Origin of the sequence: Nocardia cerradoensis NBRC 101014 (assembly GCF_000308535.1) — a bacterium.
In the GTDB taxonomy this organism is placed as follows: Bacteria; Actinomycetota; Actinomycetes; order Mycobacteriales; family Mycobacteriaceae; genus Nocardia; species Nocardia cerradoensis.
The window spans coordinates 1-21,030 of the sequence record NZ_BAFW01000209.1 but is presented as its reverse complement, the minus strand read 5'-3'; the positions used below and the strand labels follow the sequence as shown (position 1 = coordinate 21,030).

Genomic DNA, 21,030 nt, shown 5'->3' with positions numbered 1-21,030 from the left:
GACCCGCTGAGGGTGGACCAATCGTCGACGTATGCCCGGGGGTTCGCGCGCCGTGAAGCGAAGGCAGAATTACAGCCCGTGACCCGACACCTCCGTTTGGCCGACATCCGCGTGGCCGGGGCTGTTCTGGCCGTTTCGGTCGTGGCCCGTCTGGTGCTGATGTTCGTGCTCCCGCACGGTCTCGACGTGGTCGACCTGCGGGTATACGTCGAGGGCGCGGCCAATTTGGGTAGTGGGCATCTCTACGACTTCGTCTATGCCGACAAGACTCCCGATTTCCCACTGCCGTTCACCTATCCGCCGTTCGCCGCGGTGGTGTTCTATCCGCTGCATTTCCTGCCGTTCGAACTGGTGACGCTGCTGTGGTTCGGGTTGATCGTGGTCGCGCTCTACGCCTCGGTGCGGATCGCCTTCGCGCTGTTGCCGAAGGCGGCGGTGGCGGAACCGAACCGGCGGGCGGCGGCGATGCAGTGGACCGCGCTGGGTCTGTGGTTGGAGCCGACGCGGACGACGCTCGATTACGGGCAGGTGAATGTATTCCTGCTGCTGGCGGGCCTGGCGGCGGCGTATTCCACGCGCTGGTGGCTCTCGGGGCTGCTGGTGGGTGTGGCGGCGGGGGTCAAACTGACGCCGGCGGTCACCGGCTTGTATTTCCTGGCGCAGCGGCGGTGGGCGGCCGCGGTGTGGTCGGCGGTGGTGTTCGCGGCGACGATCGGACTGAGTTTCCTGATCTCGCCGTCGGAGACCCGCACGTATTTCGGGCCGCTGATCGGTGACGCCAACCGCATCGGCCCCGTGGGGTCGGTGGTCAACCAGTCGCTGCGCGGGGCGTTGAGCCGCATTCTCGGCCACGACGCGGGGGCGCCCTGGTATCTGGCGGGCCATCGCGTCCCGTTCGGGCCGTGGTGGCTGGGCGCGGTGCTGCTGACCGTCGTGCTGGCCTGGTTCGCTTGGCGCGCGGTCGAATTCGACGACCGGCTCGGCGTGCTGCTCGTGGTGCAGCTGTTCGGGTTGATGGTGTCGCCGATCTCGTGGTCGCACCACTGGGTGTGGCTGCTGCCGCTGATGATGTGGCTGGTGCACGGTCCGCTGCGTTCGATCGCGGGGGCGCGGGTGGTGGCCGGGTTCTGGTTGGTGACCACGCTGGTCGGCATTCCGTGGATCCTGACCTTCTTCCAGCCGACGATCTGGGAGATCTCCCGCCCGGCGGTGCTCGCCTGGCTGGGGGCCATCTACGTCTTCGGCGTGGTCGCGACCTACCTGTGGATCATCTGGGCGGGCGCGCAGCGCGGGCGGCCGGACACGCCGGTGCCCGCGGTCGAGGCCGGCTCGGTCCGGGCGGGGTAGGCCGTCAGCTCTGGTCGGCGAGGCGGTCGATCTGGCCGGCCAGCGCGAGGTCCTTGCGGGTGATGCCGCCCTCGGAGTGGGTGGAGAGGGTGAAGGTGACTCGCCGCCACCGGATATCGATGTCGGGGTGGTGGTTGACCTTCTCGGCCGAGTCGGCCACCCGTCGCACCAGTTCGATGCCGGCCAGGAACGACGGGGCCTCGACGGTTCGGGAGATGCTGCTGCCGGTGTGGGTCCAGGCGGGTAGTTCGCGCAACCCAGTGGCGATCTCGCTGTCGGAGAGCAATGGGGTACTCATACTCTCGGTTCTACCCCAGCGGTCGCGGCTCAGGCCGCACGCGCGAGTTTGAGAGCCTTTTTGAGATCTTTGCCCTTGACCCCCGCGGCCTGACACTTCTTCATTTTCGAGACCACCACAGGGCATTTCAGACAGCGCTTCTTCTTACGGCAGCACTTCTTCTTCGGTGTGAGGTGTGCGACCTCCTTGGCCTTCACCTTGCCCATGCGGCCCAGGGTAACCAACCATGATGCCGGAAACGGCGGCCGAGGCGCGTTTCGGTACTGTGTACCTGGCCGCATGTCCGGTGAGTTCAGTCCACCTGCCTTGTTCGGGCCCGCTACGGCGCGGGTCGGCCGCAACCCATTCATTCAGCAGGAGGATTCAACGTGTCGTCTGTCGAGTTCCGCAATGTCGCCATTGTGGCTCATGTCGACCACGGCAAGACGACGCTGGTCGATGCCATGTTGCGGCAGTCCGGTGCCTTCGCCGAGCGCGCCGAGCCGGTCGACCGGGTGATGGACTCCGGTGATCTGGAGCGCGAGAAGGGCATCACCATTCTCGCCAAGAACACCGCGGTGCATCGTCATCACGGCGACGGCAGCGTCACTGTGATCAACGTCATCGACACCCCCGGCCACGCCGATTTCGGTGGTGAGGTCGAGCGCGGTCTGTCCATGGTCGACGGTGTCGTGCTGCTGGTCGACGCCTCCGAGGGCCCGCTGCCGCAGACCCGGTTCGTGCTGCGCAAGGCGCTGGCCGCCTCGCTGCCGGTGATCCTGGTCGTGAACAAGACCGACCGCCCCGACGCCCGGATCGAGGAGGTCGTCGAAGAGAGCCACGACCTGCTGCTGGATCTGGCCTCCGACCTCGACGACGAAGCATCCGAGGCCGCCGAACTGGCGCTGGACCTGCCGGTGCTCTACGCCTCCGGCCGCGAGGGCAAGGCCTCCACCCAGCGTCCCGAGAACGGCAGCGCGCCCGACGCGGAGAACCTCGACGAGCTGTTCGAGGTGCTGCTGAAGTACGTGCCCGCGCCCAAGGGTGACCCGTCGGCGCCGCTGCAGGCGCACGTCACCAACCTGGACGCGTCGCCGTTCCTCGGCCGGATCGGCCTGGTCCGCATCCACAACGGCACCCTGCGCAAGGGCCAGAACGTCGCGTGGATGCACGGCGACGGCGTCAAGACCGTGAAGATCACCGAGCTGCTGCAGACGATCGGCGTCGAGCGCAAGCCGGGCGAGGAGGCCGTGGCCGGCGATATCGTCGCCGTCGCCGGCATTCCGGAGATCATGATCGGCGACACGCTCGCCGATGTGGAGAACCCGGTGGCGCTGCCGCGGATCACCGTCGACGAGCCGGCCATCTCGGTGACGATCGGCACCAACACCTCGCCGCTGGTCGGCCGGGTGCAGGGCCACAAGCTGACGGCCCGCATGGTGAAGTCGCGCCTGGATCAGGAACTGGTCGGCAATGTGTCGCTGCGGGTGCTCGACATCGGCCGTCCGGATGCCTGGGAGGTGCAGGGCCGTGGTGAGCTGGCGCTGGCCATCCTGGTCGAGCAGATGCGCCGCGAAGGTTTCGAGCTGACCGTCGGCAAGCCGCAGGTGGTTACCAAGCAGGTCGACGGCAAGGTGCACGAGCCGTTCGAAGAGCTGACCATCGACTGCCCGGACGAGTACCTGGGTGCGGTGACGCAGCTGCTGGCCGCCCGCAAGGGCAAGATGGTTCAGATGAGCAACCACTCCGCCGGGTGGGTGCGCATGGAGTTCATCGTCCCCTCGCGCGGTCTGATCGGTTTCCGCACCGACTTCCTCACCGAGACGCGCGGCACCGGCATCGCCAACGCGGTCTTCGACGGCTACGCGCCGTGGGCCGGTGAGATTCGCGCCCGCCACACCGGCTCCCTGGTCTCCGACCGCGCCGGCACGGTGACCCCGTTCGCGATGATTCAGCTCGCCGACCGCGGCCAGTTCTTCGTGGAGCCGGGCGCCGACACCTACGAGGGCCACGTGGTGGGCATCAACCCGCGCGCCGAGGACCTCGACATCAACGTCACCCGTGAGAAGAAGCTGACCAATATGCGTTCGGCCACCGGCGATGTGCTGGAAACGCTGGCCAAGCCGCTGCAGCTGGACCTCGAGGGCGCCATGGAGTTCTGTGCCGCCGACGAGTGCGTCGAGGTGACCCCCGAGATCGTGCGCGTGCGCAAGGTGATTCTCGGTGCCACCGAGCGCGGCCGCGAGGCGTCCCGCCGCAAGGCCCGCGACCGCGCCGCCCAGAACGCGTAGGGCACACACCCTGAGAAACACAGAGGCTCACGTCCAGCAGACGTGAGCCTCTGTCGTTCCGTGGATCAGCCCTTCCGAGATGCGCACCTCTGTGGTCACCCGGTTAGCGGACCGAGCGCATATCTGTGAAATGCGCACGCCGGCGATAACCGAGCAGACCAACCAGGCGTACATCTGCGAGCCGTTCACCATGGTGGGTTTCGGCCCGCCTCGATTTTGGACTGACGGAGCGGGGGAGCGAAGCGGAGGAGCGGAGGAGGGAAAAATCGAGGCCCAGGGGGCCGAAACCCCGCCGGAGCGAAGCGGAGGCAGAGAACATTAGAGTACGTCTCGTGATGTCGGGAGTTCGAATGCGTGCGGGGCGGCGCGTGGTCTTGGTGCTGATGCTGGCGCTCGGGGTACTCACCGCGTGCACCGCCAATCCGCCGCCGCCGATCGAGAGCACCGACAGTCCGAAGACGACTCCGGCGACGCCGACGAAGTCCACGGTCGTGGTGGCGGTGGACGATATCGGGATCGGATTCAATCCGCATCTGCGGTCGAATCAGTCGCCGGCGACGAATGCCGTTGCCTCGCTGGTGTTTCCGAGTCCGTTTCGTCCGGTGCCGTCGCCGACGGTGCCGGGTGGGACGGATCGGGTTCCGGATGCGGCGTTGATGGTGTCGGCGGATGTGACGCCGTCGGATCCGTCGCAGCCGGATCTGTTCACGCTGACCTACAAGATTCAGAATCAGGCGTCGTGGTCGGACGGTGCGCCGATCGCGGCCGAGGATTTCCGGTATCTGTGGCAGCAGATGATCAGCCAGCCCGGGGTGGTGGATCCGGCGGGTTACCGGTTGATCAACGATGTGAAGTCCTCGGAGGGCGGCAAGACGGTCACGGTGACGATGAGTCAGCCGTATCCGGCTTGGCGGCAACTGTTTTCGGATCTGCTGCCGTCGCATCTGCTGAAGGACGCTCCCGGTGGATTTCAGCGGGCGCTCGCGGTGGAGCGTGGCCTGATCGATCAGAATCCGATTTCCGGCGGGCAGTTCCGGGTGAAGCAGGCCGATGCGGGCCGCGAGGAGATCCTGCTCGAACGCAACGACCGCTACTGGGGTACTCCGGCGGTGCCGGATCAGATCCTGTTGCGGCGTGGCGGCACTCCGGCGCAGCTGGCCGAGTCGCTGCGTGCGGGTGACGCGCAGATGGCGCTGGTGCACGGCGGTGTCGCGACGCAGGCGCAGCTGGCGGCGATTCCGCAGGTGCGGACCGCGATCATGCCGCAGGCGCGGGAGATGCAGATGGTGCTGAACGGGCGGACCGGGGATCTGTCGGATCCGCGGGTGCGTCACGCGGTGCTGGGTCTGCTCGATCCGGCGTTGCTGGCCTCGGTGGGCGCCGAGACGGGTGCGTGGGTGGATCCGGTGCGGGCGCAGATCCTGGCGCCCTCGGATCCGGGGTACGCACCGACGGCGCCGCCGCGGCCGTCTCCCGATCAGGCGTTCGGGTTGCTGGCCGAGGCCGGATTCGGCCGTGCGCCCGAGTCTCCGGCGTCGGGCAATCCGACGACCTCGCCCGCGCCGCAGCCGCGCCCGGTCGCCAAGAACGGCCGGACCCTGACGATCCGCATCGGGGCGGTGGACAAGGATCCGACCACGCTGGCGGTCGCGAATACCGCCGCCGACCAGCTGCGCAGCGCCGGAATCGACGCGTCGGTGCGCAGCCTGCCCGCCGATGAGCTCTACGGCAAGGATCTGGCGGACGGGACCGTCGACGCGGTGGTCGGCTGGGAGCGGGCCGGGGAGGATCCGGCGACGATCCTGTCCTCGCGCTACGGCTGCCCGCCGGTGGCCGCGCCCGGTCAGGAGGACACCTCGCAGATCGATGCCATCCGCAAGGCGCCGAGCAATGTGTCGGGGATCTGCGATCCGTCGCTGCAACCGCAGATCGATGCGGCGCTGCGCGGGGTGGATGTGCCCAAGGCGATCGGTGACGCGGAGCCGAAGCTGTGGGATCTGGCCACGGTGTTGCCGATCGTGCAGGACACCGGTGTCGCCGCGGCGAGTTCGCGGATGGACGGGGTCTCGCTGAGCGGTTCGATCCAGGTCGGGATCTTCGGCGGCGCGAGTACCTGGCGGCGGCTGTCGTGACCGGAACCGGCGGTCTGGTTCTGGTACACGCCCATCCCGACGACGAGTCGATCACCACCGGCGGCACCATCGCGCACTATCGGGCCCGCGGCGTTCCGGTGACCGTGGTGACCTGCACGCTCGGTGAGGAGGGCGAGGTCATCGGGGAGCAGTGGCAGCAGTTGACCAGCGCCCACGCCGATCAGCTGGGCGGGTTCCGCATCCACGAGCTCACCGATGCACTGGCCGCCCTCGGTGTCGACGCGCCGCATTTTCTCGGCGGGGCGGGCCGCTGGCGCGATTCCGGAATGAGCGGGACGACCGCCGATCCCGAACCGATGGTGCCGACGCACCCGCGTGCCTTCGTCGATTCCGGTCCGGCCGCGGTGGCGGAGTTGAGCGAGGTGTTGCTGCGGGTGCGCCCGCGCGTGGTGGTCGGCTACGACCCGCGCGGCGGCTACGGCCATCCGGACCATGTGCGCGCCCATCGGGTCACCATGGACGCGGTGGCCGCGGCGGCCGAAAAGGGTTGGGACACACCGAAGGTGTACTGGACGGTGACCGATGCCGACGTGCTGCGCCGGCATACCGAGGCCTTGGCCCGCCGCACGGTCGACCGGCTGCCCGGCGCGCTGCCGAGCGGTTGGCGGCTGCCGGCGATCGGCGAGCTGGCGTGCGTGGCGAGTGAGACGGTGACCACCACGATCGATGTCTCGGACGTGCTGGCGGCCAAACGCGCCGCCCTGCGCGCACATGCCACCCAGGTCACCGTCGCGCCCTCGGGCCGCGAATTCGCGCTGTCGAACAACATCGCCCAGCCGGTGCTGCCGGAGGAGCATTACGTGCTGGTGCGTGGGCGTATCGGGCCGGTGGGCCCGGACGGACACGAGGACGATCTGTTCGCCGGGCTCGATTGACCGCGGCAGTCGGCACTCGGGCTGGTCGAATCGTGGGTGGCTCGGCTTAGACTGCTGGGCATGTACAACTGGAGCCTGCAGGACGCCATCGTCGCGTTCGTCGAGAGCCAGAAGCCGAACTGGCAGGCGCAGCACGATCTGTACCTGTCGGTGCTCTACGGATTCGTCGATATGCAGAGTCATCTGTTGACCCTGCTCGGCTTCCCGCCGGTACCGTGACGGCCTCGACGACCAGCCGGACCGCGTATGTGCCCGGCGGGTCGAAGTATGCCTGGCCGGTGCTCGGCGGCGTGCTGGCGGCGGTCCTGGTGTTCGACGGGCTGCTCTCGGTGGTGCTCGAGGTGCTGTATCTGCCGCTCTACATCGGCGCCACGCCCTTTCCGATCGCGGTCCTGGTCGCCGCGGTGGTGAACGTGCTGCTGGTGCGGGGAATGGGTGTGGTCGTATCGCGTCCGGCCGCGATGGGCCTGCCGGTGATCGCGTGGCTGTTCGGATTCCTGATCTGCTCCACCACCGGGCCCGGCGGCGATGTGCTGCTGACCGACTCCTGGACCTCGCCGCTGCTGCTGGCCTGCGGCATCGTGCCGGTGGGTTTGTATCTGTTCCGGCGCGCGTTCCTGCGCCCGAAAGTCACCCCCGCCACTCTCTGAACCGGTGCCGCTCGTCCGGAAGGTCTTGCCGGAAAGAGATATCGGCGAACGGCTGTAGCGGGCCGGAGGGTCGGTTAGTCTCTCAGGCGTTATCTGTGGTTCTGCCGCCCGGCGGGTGGTGTGGTTAGGAAGTGGGGGCCGGTTGCTCAGCTGGCCGGTTGGCTCGGGTGCGCCGAGATCCGAATGCGCGTGGACGTCGCCCGACAACAGGAAGATCACCCGTGGTTGAGTGGTCGAAACTTCCTGGATTGCCTGTGAACACGAAGGATTCGCGCTGGCTCGGCCTGATGAGCCGCGGTGTGCGCGGGCGGGTCAGCGTGCGCGTGCGCCTGCTCGCCATCGTGCTGATCTCCAGCGTCACGCTGCTCGCCATCGGTGTGGGCGCGGCGTCGTATCTGGTGCGGTCGGGCCGCGATGCCAGGCAGTGGGCCGAATTGGCCAGCAGCACCGCCGCTCCCGCGGTCGCCATCATGGAGACCTTCGGTGAGGAGCGCCGGCTCTCGATGCTGCAACTGGCGGGCGATCCCGGCGCCGCCACACAATTGACGGCCGCGCGGCAACGCTCGGATGTGGCGCTGGCCGCCCTCACCGCCAAGGGCGACGAGGCGCAGAAGATGAATCCGGACAACTCCGGAGCCGATATCGCCGCCTACGGTCAGCTGCTCGCGCAGTTGCCGCTGGTGCGTCGCGGCGTCGATTCCGGCCAGGCGCCGGCCGATCAGGTCTTCGGGCTGTTCAGCCGTTTCACCGCGGCGATCATCGATGCCTCGATGCTGGCTGCCAGGGTCGCGCCGGATGCCGGCATCGCCGTCCAACTCGGCTATGCCGTCGAGGTGATGCGCGCCGCGGAGGCGCTGTCCGAAGCCACGGCGCTCGGTGAATTATTCCTGGCGACAGGCACTTCGACGCCCGCGCAGTGGATCCAGTACACCAACTTCCTGGGTGAATTCCGCGGCCAGATCGCCTATGCGCGATCGGTGCTGAAGGGTGAACGCGCGGATCAGCTCCAGGCGATCGTGAACAGCCCGGCGTGGGCCCAGGTCAACGAGATGGCCGACGCGGTCGCCGCGCGCGGTCCCATGGCGGCCACCGACGATTCCGACCCGAGCACGCGCGCCGGCGAAACCACGCGGTCGCGCACGAGCCGGCAATCCGCGAAACCGCTGCCGATGACCGTGCAGGCCTGGCAGGACAGCTCGGATCAGCTCGGCTCCGGACTGCTGACGCTGTGGCAGGACAAGAGCCGGGACGCGCACGCCGAGGCGCGGGATCAGGGTGACCGCACCGCCATCGGATCGCTCGCCGGCGGTGGTGCGGTGTTGCTGGTGTCGATTCTGGCCTTCCTCGCCTCGCTGGTGCTGGCGAACCGGTTCATCGGACGGATGCGCCGATTGCGCCGCGACACACTGGAATTGGCCGACGAGCGGCTGCCCGACATCATGCGCCGGGTCTCGGCCGGTGAGACGGTGGATGCCCCGATGGAGGTGTCGCGGCTGGACTTCGGTTCCGACGAGCTCGGCCAGGTCGCGCAGGCGTTCAACCGGGCGCAGGTGGCGGCGGTGTCGGCCGCGGTCGCGGAATCGAATACTCGCGCCGGTATCAATACGATCTTCCTGGATATCGCCCATCGCAGCCAGGCGCTGGTACATCGCCAGCTGGCTCTGCTGGACCAGGCCGAGCGGCGCGAGGAGAACGCCGACCAGCTCGAATTGCTGTTCCAGCTCGACCATTTGGCGACCCGCGCCCGTCGCAACGCCGAGAATCTGATCATCCTCGGCGGCAAACAGCCGGGCCGGCGCTGGCGCAATCCGGTTCCGCTGATCGAGGTGATTCGCGGTGCGGTCGCGGAAAGTCTGGACTACACCCGAATTCGCATCGGCCGTATTCCGCGCACCCGGGTGATGGGCACCGCGGTCGCCGACCTGATCCACCTGCTGGCCGAGCTGATGGACAACGCCACCTCGTATTCGCCGCCGCAGGCGCGGGTGGAGGTACACGCCGCCGTGGTGGGTCGCGGTGTCGCGGTGGAGATCGTCGACCAGGGGCTGGGTATGACCGCCGACGAACTCGACCGGCGCAACGAAATGCTCTCGTACCCACCGGAATTCAGTGTGGCGGCACTGTCCACCGACACCCGGCTCGGCCTGTTCGTCGTCGCGAAACTGGCCAACCGCCACGGTATTTCGGTGAAGTTGCGGGAGTCGGTGTACGGCGGCGTGCGCGCGGTGGTGCTGATCGGCACGCCGGTGCTGGAAGCCGGTGCGGTGAACGGCACGGATTTCGAGGATCCGGGACCCGCCACCGGGGAGTTCGCCGTCCTGGGCCCGGTGACCAATGCGTCCGCTGCCCGTGCGGAAGTGATTGTCGCCGAGGATGTTCCGTCGGCGACCGACGTCGCGCCGCCGCCCGCCGCGGATCCGGACCTGAGCCCACGCCGCTCGGCCTGGTTCACCTCGGTCTCGGAGCGTATCGATTCCGCACCCGCGACCGGAGTGTTCGGCGCGCCGGTGACCAGCCCGGGCGTGGTTCGCGCCGGGGAGGGTCGTCCGCCGCTGCCGCGCCGGGTGCGTTCGGCCGATCGCGACGAGACGCCCGCGGCCGGCACGAATACCGTTCGGCAACGCACCGCCGACCAAGCTCGCAACCTGATCAGCGCCGTCGAGCAGGGCACCCGGCAGGGCCGCCGACCCGCTGCCGAAACCGGCTCCACGGCATCACATTTCGACACAGACGAGGGTGAAGATGGCTAATCCCAACCGAAGTGACGTCGGCTGGCTGCTCGACGATCTGGTGAAGGGTCTCACCGGTGTCCGCTACGCGGTATTGCTGTCCACCGACGGACTGCTGCTGGGCAACTCCTCGGAGCTGGAGAACTCCGACGCCGAGCGATTCTGTGCGATGGCTTCCGCACTGCACAGCCTGGCCCGCAGCGCCGGCCATCATTTCGACGCCGGCGGTGTCTGTCAGACCATGGTGGAACTCGACCGGGCGGTGCTGTTCATCACCGCCGCGGGTGACAACGCGTGCTTGGGCCTGCTGGCCGCGGACAACGCCGATCTGGGCATGGTCGCGTACGCGATGAACCAGACCGTGCAACGGGTCGGTTCACATCTCGCCGTCGACCGACGATGAGTCACCGTGAACGACGGTGACGCCTGGTTCGACGACGAGGCCGGCCCCCTGGTCCGGTTGTACGCGGTCACGCAGGGACGTGGCCGCAGCAACCGGCCGGAACTGGATATGCTGACCCTGGTCGTCGATATCGGCCGGGGCGCGGCGTTGCGCCGCCACGAACCCGAATACGCCGCCATCGTGGAGTTGTGCCGCACACCGCAGTCGGTCGCGGAAGTCGCCGCGCGGCTGGAACTTCCGCTGACCATGACCAAGGTGCTCGTCGGCGATCTGATCGACGACGGCCGCCTCGAATACCGCCAGCCCCGTCAGGACGAGGCCTCCGACCTCGGCCTGCTACAGGCGCTGCTGGACGGCATTCGAGGGCTCTGACCCGGGCTCAGTGCAGCCGCGCCGCAAGGCGTTTCGCGTTCATGTAGGCGATCGCCTCGATCGAGACCATCGGATTCACTCCGGAGGCGGTGGGGAAGCAGGACGCGTCGGCGACGACGATGTTGTTCACATCCCAGGTGGCGCCGTCGGGGTCGACCGCCGACATGTCCGGTGAACCGCCCATCCGCGCCGAACCCATGATGTGCAGCGCGCCCATCGCGCACTGCCCGGGCTCATAGCCGGCGGCGGCGCAGGCGGCGGCGAATTCGGCGTGCGATCCGGTGCGGCCGGGTTCGTAGGCGGGGCCGGCCTGCTGCCCGGAGTAGATGCGGCGAGCTCCGGCGGCCTCGAGTATCTGTGCGGCGCCGGTGATTCCGGTGTGCAGATGGCCGCGATCGTGCGCGGAGAGCCGGTAGGAGACCACCGGTTCGCCGTTCTTGTCGACGCCGACACTGCCGTGGTCGCGGTCGCGGGTGATCACACCCAGCGCCACCGACCTGTTCAGCTCCAGCAGATTCGCCCGGTAGGCCGCCGCGCCACGCCAGTTCATGAAGCCGACGCCCATACCGGGATGGATGGGACCGGTCTCGTAGATGACGCCGTAGCCGTTGCCGTCCAGATCGCGATGCTGACGGCTGATCCGCGCCTGCATACCGCCCTCCCACGGCCGGATCGGCTCGTCGAAGACGCCGAAGACCGCGGCGGCCGGATGTAGTCGCAGATAGTTGCCGATGTTCTTGTTGCGCAATCCCGATCGTTTCAGCAGCGCCGGGGTCTGCACCGCGCCGGCGGCCACGACCACCGCGCGGGCCCGCACCTCGATCGGGGTGCCGTTCGAACCGACGGCCGAAACACCCTCGGCGCGACCGTTGTTCACGAGGATGCGCCGCACGTTCGCGTCGACCACGAATCGGGCGCCGTGCGCGGCGGCATCGGCGAGCCAGGTCTTGGTGACCGACTGTTTGGCGCCGACGCGACAGCCGTAGGGGCAGCGGCCGCATTCGACGCCGGCATCGCAGGCGTCGCCGACATTGCGGGGCAGGGTGTCGATATGCCAGCCCAGGGCGGTGGCGCCACGTTCCAGCACGCCGTCGCGCGCCGAGAGCGGGGAGTGGCGATCGTTGACACCGAGGCGCCCGGTCACCGCGTCGAGGGCGGTGGTGTATTCGTCCTGCGCGAACTGGGTCGCACCGAGTCCGGCCCATTCGGCGCGCACCTCGTCCGGGGTGCGCAGCGATGTGCTCCAGTTGACCACCGTGCCGCCGCCCAGGCAGGTGCCCGCGACGAGGGTGATCTGACCTTCACTGGTGGCGGGCGGGCCGGGCGCGTAGAGGTTGAGCAGAGCGTCGAGTTCACCGGTGCCGAAATCCCGGTCGTCGTAATAGTTTCCGCGTTCGAGCACGATCACGTCGAGTCCCGCCTCGGCGAGCACGGCGGCGGCGGTGCCACCGCCCGCCCCGGAGCCGACGATGACGACGTCGCAGGTCAACGTGGTCGGTTCGGTCGGACGCAACACGGACAGAGCAGGGGCCGGAGCCGAGGCGAGGGTGCCGGGCGGGCCCGGATAGTCGATGGCCTTCCACAGCGGGTGGCTGCCGGTCGGGCCGGGCGTGACGTTGTAGGACAGCAGAGCGGCCTGCTTGAGCGCCTGGAACAGGGTGCGCTTCACCGCGATTCGGGAATCGCCGAGGCGCAGGAGGGTGCGCTCGCGCTCGTCGGCGGTCAGCGACGAGAAGCGGCGCCCACGGTTGCCGAGCAGCAACCCCGCCACTCGGGAATCCCACAGATCGAGCAGGGTGGCGAGCTGTTTGCTCTCGGCGGGGCGAGGGTTGCGGCTCAGGATGTCGAACACCGTCGCCACGGAGCCGAGTTCGGTCGCAGACGGCAGACTCAGCCCGTCGCCCGGTGTGAACGTATCGCAGATCAGGCCCAGGGCTGCGCGCTGCTTCGCTGTCGGATCCATAAAAGCTCACCTTTCACAATACTGAGGTGAGTTGTATCACGACGCGTGAATTCATGCTCACTTATCGGCGTCATTCCTGCTGATACCGCCCAATTTTCAGGCCTGATATGTGTATCCGCAGGAGAACTGTCGATTACATGTGGTTCGATGACAGGCGCTGTGAGCGAGGGGCGGCGTCACGCTCCGCGCGGTTTCGCGACGGCGCCGTCCGGCACGGAGTCCGGTGTCGGAACGGGAGTCGTCTCGTATTCCGCGCGCATGCCCAACTGGCCGGGCGTCACCTGGTCGATCAGCGTCCATGCCCGTTCGATGGGCAGATCCACGATGCTGTATTTCTTCTTGCCCGCCGCACTGGCCGCGATCACCGTCGCCAGTCCGGCCCGCCGCTGGAAAAACGTCTGCCGGACGGTCCACCCGATCACGCCCGGCGCCTCCAGGCAGTCACGGTCCCGATCGAGCGCCCCGCGCCGCGTGATCAGCCAGACCGGACGCTCACCGTCCGACGGGATCACCGCATGTCCCAGCCCTCGATAGCGATCGTGTGCCAGGGCCGCCGCCACGAACGCCACCATCACTGGAAGGACCCATGCCCACGGTGGAACATGCCGTCCGGCAAGGACTGTCGCGGCGAAGGCGGCGAGAAGAATCCACACCGGAATGAAGGCGCGCGTGTAGCGCCGGCGTCGCGCGCGCGGGCCGTGCTGTTCGAGTGCAACCGACGCGGGAGCGGCGGCGGTTGCGGGGTCGTCCCAGAGTTGTTGTGGCGCAGCGTGTTCGCTCGCGGCGGTGCCGCGACGAGAACGGCTGGTGAGAAGCCGGGCCAGGGTGCGGTCGACGGCGGCGCGCGGCGCCTGGGGGAGCAGCTTCTGACGCGGACTGGTGCCGGTCATGATGGCTTCGAGTTCGGCACCGCCGGCCAGCCGGAGGAGCAGGGGTTCCTTGACGGTCGCACCGCGCAGTCGCGAAAGATCGAGGGTGGTCTGGCGGGTGGTGAACAGGCCACTGCGGATATGCAACGCCGTGCCGTCGTCGAGCACGCGCAGACCGAAATACGTGGTGAGATATCGGATACACGCCGCAATGGCCGCGATCACCAGCAGCACCACCACCGCACCCGTCACGGCGAGGGCGATGAACACCGCACTGTGTTCGGTGAGGTCCCGCACGGCTTCCGAATGCACCAGCACATCGGCGACGCCGACCTTCGCGGCCAGGCCGATCACCGGTCCGACGATGGCCAGGCCGGTCAGCGACAGCGGCGCGTAGCGGACCCAGCGCGGCCGCCAATGCCCGATCTCGATCGCGTCGTCCGCGAGCGCGCCGGATTCGCCACCGTTCAAGGCTCGCTGCAGTGCGGCCCGTCCGGCACTGATCCCGTTGTGGACCGAATTGCTCCGGCCGAAAGCACCGGCTGCCGTCGCGGGATCCGGCTGCGTGTTCTCCGCCGGCCGCAACAGCAATGCCCGCAATTCGGGCACCTGCCGCGCATCCAGCCCGTCGAGATGAAACCGCTTCTCCCGATCGGCATGCTGTCCGGTACCGATGACCAGCACCACCAGCCCGAGCAGCCGATGCATCAGGTCCGCGTGCACGTCCACCGACCGGATTCGCGACCGCGGCACCGTCAGGGTCCGCCGTTGCAGCAGGCCTCGGCGCAGCTGCACGGTATCGGCGCCGATCCGGTAACTGGTGGTGAACCACCGCGTCAACGCGAACACCACGATCACCGTCGCCACCGCCACCGGACTCCACGCCGGCCCGCCACTCCGAGTTCCCACGATCACCGCGCCCAGCAGCACCGGAATGTATTTGAACAATTCCCGCACCGGATGCACGAGCAGCATCCGCATATCCAGCCGTCGCCACTCGTCGGCCGCCACCCCCGCCGGCGAATCGCTCACGTCGCATCCTCCCGATGAATCGCCGCGATATCGGTCAGCCGATTCACCGTCCGTTCGGCCACCTCCAGATCCAGCGCCGCGATCCGCACCGCGCCCGCCGAGGACGCCGTGGTGACCGTGACCGTCGCCAACCCGAACATCCGCTCCAACGGCCCCCGATGCGTATCGACCGTCTGCACCCGCGTAATCGGCGCGACCCGGCTCTCCTGGTTGAACCACCCCGTCCGCGTATAGACCGCGCTCTCGGTCACCTCCCACCGATGCACGGCATACCGCCACATCGGCACGACCACCACGCTGAAGCCCGCCGCGACCACCGCCGCCGCCACCAGAGCCAGCGCCCACCCCCGATGCGAGCCGTCCAGCACCGCCCACATCAGCCCACCCACCAGCACGAACGCCCAGAAAATCGCCGGCCCGGCCGCCCACAACAACGGAGCCCGCCGACTGGCCCGCCACGCCGGCGCCGCCAAGATCGTGCGCACGGGCGAATCCTCCGGCGACCGGGTCATACCAGCCATCGTGACATGGAATGCGGCATCCGGGACGGTCCCGCGAGACGACCCGGTCGCCGGGGCCGGTGCACGTTCTCCGAACCGACCTCGGCCGGTGCGATTTTCGGGTCATCGCCGGATGCGGCCGGTGAAGCCGTGTGTCGGGTGCGGTGATCCAGCCGCGATCAGGTGATCCAGCGGTCGGCGAGCCCGTCTACCCAATCGACGCACTCGTCCGGGCTCTCCGGCGGGGTGTCCACCAGCACGAGTTCGGTGACCCCGAGGGCGCTCAGTTCGGCGACGTCCGCGCGGGTCGGGGTGCGGAGTGCCACCGCCAGGTACAGGTCGGCGATGTCGCGGCCGGTGTCGGTGCAGAAGCGGGTCAGCAGGTGTAGCCGGTCGCGGACTGTTGCCACGGTGTCGAGGTTGAAGCCGTACCAGCCGTCACCCCAGGTGGCCACTCGGCGCAGCGCGCGATCGCTGTTTCCGCCGACGAGGATCGGCAGGTGGGTTTGTGTGGGTTTCGGGTTGACGCGGATGGTGCGGAAGGAGACGTGGTCGGAGGCGTAGGTCGCCGGGTCGTCGCGCCACAGGGTTCGGATGGCGTGGACGTAGTCGGCGGTGCGCGCGGCTCGCCCCGCGAAGGGGATGCCCAGCGCGTCGAACTCGTCCTCGGACCAGCCGATTCCGATGCCGAGGCGGAATCGGCCCGCGCTGAGCCGGTCCAGCGACGCGGCCTGTTTCGCCATGATCACCGGGTTGTGCTCGGGGAGCAGGACGACGCCGGTTGCCAGGTGGATGGTCGAGGTGACCGCGGCGGCGTAGGTCAGGCAGCTGAACGGATCGAGCCAGTCGGCGGTGGCGGGCACGGCGATGCGGCCGTCGTCGGAGTAGGGGTAGGTGGACGACGACTCGTCGACCATCACGACGTGCTCGCCGCACCACAGCGTGCCGAAGCCGCGGCGTTCGGCCTGCCGGGCGGTCGCGTCGATGATCTCCGGCCGGGATCCGGAGCCGATTCCCAGACCGTGTAACCCGAATCGCATGGCATCGCCGCCTCGTCTGTATCCGGTGGGACCGGAATTTTAGCCGGTAGCGCTCTCACCAGCACAGTCGTCGACGCTGAATCCCCGGGGGCAAACTGGTCGCCGGAAGCAGGAATAACCCGCGAAGGCTGCCGGGTTGTCTCACGTCACAGGGCACCGAAGGGAGAACACTCGGATGGTTGGCGCATGATCGACGGCGTGAACGAACAACCGCACACTGGGCTACCGACTCCTGGTGTACCGCCCGTTCCGCCGAGTTCTTCGGCCATGCGCAGAGCCTTGCGGCGTGCGCGCGACGGGGCGACGCTCAATCTCGACGAGGCCGTGGTGCTCCTGCACGCACGCGGTGCGGATCTCGAGGATCTGTCCGCGTCCGCGGTACGGGTGCGGGACGCGGGATTGCGGGAGACGTACTCCGGGGACACCCTGCCCATCACCTATTCGCGCAAGGTGTTCATTCCGCTGACCCGCCTGTGTCGCGACAAATGTCATTACTGCACGTTCGTGACGGTGCCCGGCAAGCTGCGCGCCGAAGGTCACGGCATGTATCTCGAACCCGACGAGGTGCTCGAGATCGCCCGCAAGGGTGCCGAATTGGGTTGTAAGGAAGCGCTTTTCACGCTGGGTGACCGCCCGGAGGACCGCTGGCCGGAGGCGCGGCAGTGGCTGGACGAGCGGGGCTACGATTCCACGCTCGACTATGTGCGTGCCATGTCGATCCGGGTGCTCGAGGAAACCGGTCTGCTGCCGCATCTGAATCCGGGGGTGATGAGCTGGGCGGAGATGTCGCGGCTCAAGCCGGTCGCCCCGTCGATGGGCATGATGCTGGAAACCACCTCCGAGCGCCTGTTCACCGAGCGTGGTCAGGCGCATTACGGCAGCCCGGACAAGGATCCGCAGGTCCGGCTGCGTGCCCTCACCGATGCGGGGCGGCTGAGCATTCCGTTCACCACCGGCATCCTCGTCGGCATCGGTGAGACCTACGCCGAGCGCGTCGACTCGATCCTCGCGATCCGTAAGTCGCACAAGGCATTCGGGCATGTGCAGGAGGTGATCGTGCAGAACTTCCTGGCCAAGTCCGATACCGCCATGCGCGACACTCCCGACGCCGATCTGGCGGAATTCCGCGCCACGATCGCGGTGACCCGGCTGCTGCTGGGGCCCAAGATGCGGATTCAGGCCCCGCCGAATCTGGTGTCGCTCGACGAGTGCCGGGCCCTGATCGACGCCGGCATCGACGACTGGGGCGGGGTGTCGCCACTGACCCCGGATCACGTGAATCCGGAGCGGCCGTGGCCGAACCTCGACGTCCTCGCCGAGGTGACCGCACAGGCCGGTTACACGCTGACCGAGCGGCTGACGGCCCATCCGAAATATGTGCTCGCCGGCAATCCCTGGATCGACCCGCGGGTGCTGGGACATGTTGCCGCACTGGCCGATCCGCGCACCGGCCTGGCTCGCGACGTGAATCCGTCCGGTCGTCCGTGGCAGGAACCCGACCAGTCCTGGGAGTCGCTGGGCCGGGTGGATCTCAACACCGCCATCGACACCGAGGGCCGCAACACCGAGTCCCGCAGCGATTCCGGGCTGGACAGCGACGGCCTCGGCGCCTTCGGCGACTGGGAAACCGTTCGGGAACAAGTACTTTCGCTCAGCGCGCCGGTGAAGCTCGATACCGACGTGCTGAGCGCCCTGCGCGCCGCGGAGCAGGATCCGGCCGGACTCACCGACGAGCAGTACCTGGCGCTGGCCACCGCCGACGGCCCGGAACTCGACGCCATCGCCGCCCTGGCCGATCAGCTGCGCCGCGATACCGTCGGCGACGACGTCACCTATGTGGTGAACCGGAATATCAACTTCACCAACATCTGCTACACCGGGTGCCGGTTCTGCGCGTTCGCGCAGCGCAAGGGCGATGCCGACGCGTTCACCCTGTCCGCCGACGAGGTCGCCGAACGCGCCTGGGAGGCGTATGTGGAGGGCGCCACCGAGGTGTGCATGCAGGGCGGTATCGACCCCGACCTGCCGGTGACCGGGTACGCCGATCTGGTGCGGGCGGTCAAGAAGCGGGTGCCGTCGATGCATGTGCACGCCTTCAGCCCGATGGAGATCGTCAACGGCGCCTCGCGCGGCGGGCAGAGCGTGCACGATTGGCTCTCGGCGCTGAAAGAGGCCGGGCTGGATACGATTCCGGGCACCGCCGCGGAGATCCTCGACGACGAGGTGCGCTGGGTGCTCACCAAGGGCAAGCTGCCCACCTCGGCATGGATCGACGTCATCACCACCGCGCACAAACTGGGCATTCGGTCGAGTTCGACGATGATGTACGGCCACGTCGACAATCCGAAGCACTGGGTGGGCCACCTGCGGGTGCTGCGCGGCATTCAGGATGAGACCGGTGGGTTCACCGAATTCGTGCTGCTGCCGTTCGTGCACCAGAGCGCGCCGCTGTATCTGGCGGGTGCGTCGCGGCCGGGGCCGACGATCCGGGACAACCGCGCGGCGCACGCGCTGGCGCGCATCATGCTGCACGGGCGCATCGCCAATATCCAGACCAGCTGGGTGAAGCTGGGCATCACCGGCACCCAGGTGATGCTCAACGGCGGCGCCAACGATCTGGGCGGTACGTTGATGGAGGAGACCATTTCCCGGATGGCCGGATCGGAGCACGGCTCGGCGAAATCGGTGGCCGAACTGGTCGAGATCGGCGCCGGGATCGGTCGCCCGGTGCGGGAGCGCACCACCACCTACGGGATCCCGAAACACCAGGTGTCGGCCCTGCCGCTGACGGTCGGCTGATCGCGACGCGGCGCCGCTTCCGTACCGGAGTCCCGGAACTCCGGAGGCGGCGCCGCGCACCCAGTGGCCCCGGTGAACCGGACGCGGCGAACACGGCGAATCGGACACCGCCGAGCCGGCGCGGAGAACACCGCCGGACCGGCCCGGAGAACATCGCCGGACACGGTGTGTCGCATCCCGTCGGGATCGACAAGTTAGGCAAGGCTGACCAGTTGTAATGTGAGTCGCCGGGATACTGTTGCGCGGGCGGAAGTGTCCCGCAGGCAAGGACAGACTAGGAGAACGGCAGTGCCGTACATCATCGCTGAACCGTGCGTTGACGTGAAGGACAAGGCGTGCATCGAGGAATGCCCCGTGGACTGCATCTACGAGGGCAATCGCATGCTGTACATCCAACCCGACGAGTGCGTGGACTGTGGTGCATGTGAGCCGGTGTGCCCGGTGGAAGCGATCTTCTACGAGGACGACACCCCGGACCAGTGGAGCGGGTACATCAACGCGAACGTCGACTTCTTCGACGACCTCGGCTCGCCCGGCGGCGCAACCAAGGTCGGCAAGACCGACTACGACGTGCCGTTCATCGCCGCGCTGCCGCCGATGGCGAACGAGTAGGCAGCGTTTCGGTGATCCGCGATCGTGTGCGGGTCAGCAGTCTGCTGCCCGATTTTCCCTGGGACACCATCGCCGGGGCCAAGGCTCGCGCCGCGGCGCATCCCGACGGCATCGTCGACCTGTCGGTGGGTACGCCGGTCGACCCGGTCGACCCGCTGATCCGCGCGGCGCTGGACTCGGCCGCCGATGTTCCCGGTTATCCCGCCACCTACGGCACCCCCGAACTGCGGGAGGCCGCGGTGGCGGCGGTCGCGCGCCGCTTCGGCATGTCCGGTATCGACTCCGATGCGGTGCTGCCGGTGATCGGCACCAAGGAACTGATCGCCGGATTGCCGCGACTGCTCGGCCTCGGCGCCGCGGATCTGGTGGTGATTCCCGAGGTGGCGTATCCGACCTACGAGGTGGGTGCGCTGCTGTCGGGTTCGCGAATTCTGCGCGCGGACGGGATGACTCGGCTGGGCCCGGAATCACCGGCGCTGATCTATCTGAACTCGCCGTCCAACCCCACCGGCCGGGTGCTCGGCATCGACCATCTGCGCAAGGTGGTGTCCTTCGCCCGCGAACGCGGCGCGATCGTCGCCTCCGACGAGTGCTACCTGGGTCTGACCTGGGATGCCGAGGCGGTGTCCATCCTCGACCCGCGCGTCAGCGACGGCGACCACACCGGTCTGCTGGCCATCCACTCGCTGTCGAAGACGTCGAATCTGGCCAGCTATCGGGCCGGTTTCGTGACCGGCGACGTCGAGCTGATCCGGGAGTTGCTGGAGGTGCGCAAGCATTCGGGCATGATGGTCCCGTATCCGATCCAGGCCGCGATGACCGCGGCGCTGGCCGACGACCGGCACGAGGCGCAGCAGCGCGAACGTTACCGCGCCCGTCGCGAGGTGCTGCGAAAGGCGTTGGTGGAGGCGGGTTTCCGCATCGACCACTCCGAGGCCGGCCTGTATCTGTGGTCCACGCGCGGCGAGGACTGCCGCACCACGCTGGACTGGCTCGCCGAGCGTGGCATCCTCGCCGCACCCGGTGACTTCTACGGTCCCACCGGCACCCAGCACGTGCGCATCGCGCTGACCGCGACCGACGAACGCATCGCGGCCGCGGCGGTCCGGCTGTCCGCC

The 21,030-nt window shown here is 68.2% G+C and carries 18 protein-coding genes; 12 read left to right on the top strand and 6 right to left on the bottom strand.

Annotated elements, in window-relative coordinates:
• Window positions 1–78: 78 nt before the first annotated feature.
• Window positions 79–1,347, top strand: a complete 1,269-nt coding sequence (locus ON23_RS22275; protein ID WP_051043083.1) for a mannosyltransferase — start codon at window positions 79–81, stop codon at window positions 1,345–1,347.
• Between the two features lie 4 nt (window positions 1,348–1,351).
• On the opposite strand, the gene ON23_RS22270 is transcribed toward ON23_RS22275, so the two are convergent.
• The gene (locus ON23_RS22270; protein WP_036504880.1) at window positions 1,352–1,645 is read right to left on the bottom strand and encodes a 4a-hydroxytetrahydrobiopterin dehydratase; all 294 of its coding nucleotides are present in this window, start codon (window positions 1,643–1,645) and stop codon (window positions 1,352–1,354) included.
• A 29-nt stretch (window positions 1,646–1,674) separates the two neighbouring features.
• Window positions 1,675–1,851, bottom strand: a complete 177-nt coding sequence (locus tag ON23_RS38535) for a hypothetical protein (RefSeq protein ID WP_086006963.1) — start codon at window positions 1,849–1,851, stop codon at window positions 1,675–1,677.
• A 162-nt stretch (window positions 1,852–2,013) separates the two neighbouring features.
• Between ON23_RS38535 and typA the strand changes: the two genes are divergently transcribed.
• The 8 genes from typA (at window position 2,014) to ON23_RS22235 (ending at window position 11,097) form a co-directional block, all read left to right on the top strand.
• Complete coding sequence (gene typA / locus ON23_RS22265) at window positions 2,014–3,915, top strand: translational GTPase TypA (RefSeq protein ID WP_039780534.1); 1,902 nt, start codon at window positions 2,014–2,016, stop codon at window positions 3,913–3,915.
• Window positions 3,916–4,250: 335 nt separating this feature from the next.
• On the top strand, window positions 4,251–6,047 hold the full coding sequence (locus tag ON23_RS22260) for an ABC transporter family substrate-binding protein (RefSeq protein WP_039780533.1): 1,797 nt from the start codon (window positions 4,251–4,253) through the stop codon (window positions 6,045–6,047).
• Window positions 6,044–6,943, top strand: a complete 900-nt coding sequence (mshB, locus tag ON23_RS22255) for an N-acetyl-1-D-myo-inositol-2-amino-2-deoxy-alpha-D-glucopyranoside deacetylase (protein WP_245556066.1) — start codon at window positions 6,044–6,046, stop codon at window positions 6,941–6,943. The genes ON23_RS22260 and mshB overlap by 4 nt, the downstream gene beginning before the upstream one ends.
• Before the next feature lie 60 nt (window positions 6,944–7,003).
• A complete protein-coding gene (locus ON23_RS38530; RefSeq protein WP_167331885.1) occupies window positions 7,004–7,162 on the top strand; it encodes a hypothetical protein in 159 nt (52 codons plus the stop codon).
• Complete coding sequence (locus ON23_RS22250; protein ID WP_210743843.1) at window positions 7,159–7,593, top strand: hypothetical protein; 435 nt, start codon at window positions 7,159–7,161, stop codon at window positions 7,591–7,593. The genes ON23_RS38530 and ON23_RS22250 overlap by 4 nt, the downstream gene beginning before the upstream one ends.
• 254 nt (window positions 7,594–7,847) lie before the next feature.
• A complete protein-coding gene (locus tag ON23_RS22245; RefSeq protein WP_245556068.1) occupies window positions 7,848–10,343 on the top strand; it encodes a sensor histidine kinase in 2,496 nt (831 codons plus the stop codon).
• Entirely contained in the window at window positions 10,336–10,725 is a 390-nt protein-coding gene (locus tag ON23_RS22240; protein WP_030514865.1) for a roadblock/LC7 domain-containing protein, read from the top strand. The genes ON23_RS22245 and ON23_RS22240 overlap by 8 nt, the downstream gene beginning before the upstream one ends.
• Window positions 10,726–10,731: 6 nt before the next feature.
• Window positions 10,732–11,097, top strand: coding sequence for a DUF742 domain-containing protein (locus tag ON23_RS22235; protein ID WP_039780532.1), 366 nt, complete (start codon window positions 10,732–10,734; stop codon window positions 11,095–11,097).
• Window positions 11,098–11,104: 7 nt separating this feature from the next.
• Here the strand turns inward: ON23_RS22235 and ON23_RS22230 are convergent, their stop codons facing one another.
• The 4 genes from ON23_RS22230 to ON23_RS22215 all read right to left on the bottom strand — a co-directional run bounded on the left by ON23_RS22230 (window position 11,105) and on the right by ON23_RS22215 (window position 16,501).
• Window positions 11,105–13,060 carry a GMC family oxidoreductase gene (locus ON23_RS22230; RefSeq protein WP_039780531.1) on the bottom strand — a complete coding sequence of 652 codons (1,956 nt, stop codon included), beginning with the start codon at window positions 13,058–13,060 and terminating at the stop codon, window positions 11,105–11,107.
• Between the two features lie 176 nt (window positions 13,061–13,236).
• Window positions 13,237–14,910 carry a PH domain-containing protein gene (locus tag ON23_RS22225; RefSeq protein WP_083904167.1) on the bottom strand — a complete coding sequence of 558 codons (1,674 nt, stop codon included), beginning with the start codon at window positions 14,908–14,910 and terminating at the stop codon, window positions 13,237–13,239.
• Window positions 14,911–14,957: 47 nt separating this feature from the next.
• On the bottom strand, window positions 14,958–15,473 hold the full coding sequence (locus tag ON23_RS22220; protein ID WP_039780530.1) for a PH domain-containing protein: 516 nt from the start codon (window positions 15,471–15,473) through the stop codon (window positions 14,958–14,960).
• A gap of 167 nt (window positions 15,474–15,640) precedes the next feature.
• Window positions 15,641–16,501, bottom strand: a complete 861-nt coding sequence (locus ON23_RS22215) for an LLM class F420-dependent oxidoreductase (RefSeq protein ID WP_039780529.1) — start codon at window positions 16,499–16,501, stop codon at window positions 15,641–15,643.
• A gap of 186 nt (window positions 16,502–16,687) precedes the next feature.
• On the opposite strand from ON23_RS22215, the gene ON23_RS22210 reads away from it, so the two are divergent.
• The 3 genes from ON23_RS22210 to dapC all read left to right on the top strand — a co-directional run.
• Window positions 16,688–19,300 carry a bifunctional FO biosynthesis protein CofGH gene (locus tag ON23_RS22210; protein WP_039780528.1) on the top strand — a complete coding sequence of 871 codons (2,613 nt, stop codon included), beginning with the start codon at window positions 16,688–16,690 and terminating at the stop codon, window positions 19,298–19,300.
• A 288-nt stretch (window positions 19,301–19,588) separates the two neighbouring features.
• A complete protein-coding gene (fdxA, locus tag ON23_RS38890; RefSeq protein WP_030514872.1) occupies window positions 19,589–19,912 on the top strand; it encodes a ferredoxin in 324 nt (107 codons plus the stop codon).
• A gap of 26 nt (window positions 19,913–19,938) precedes the next feature.
• A partial coding sequence (gene dapC / locus ON23_RS22200; protein WP_189595111.1) for a succinyldiaminopimelate transaminase occupies window positions 19,939–21,030 on the top strand: 1,092 nt, incomplete at its 3' end.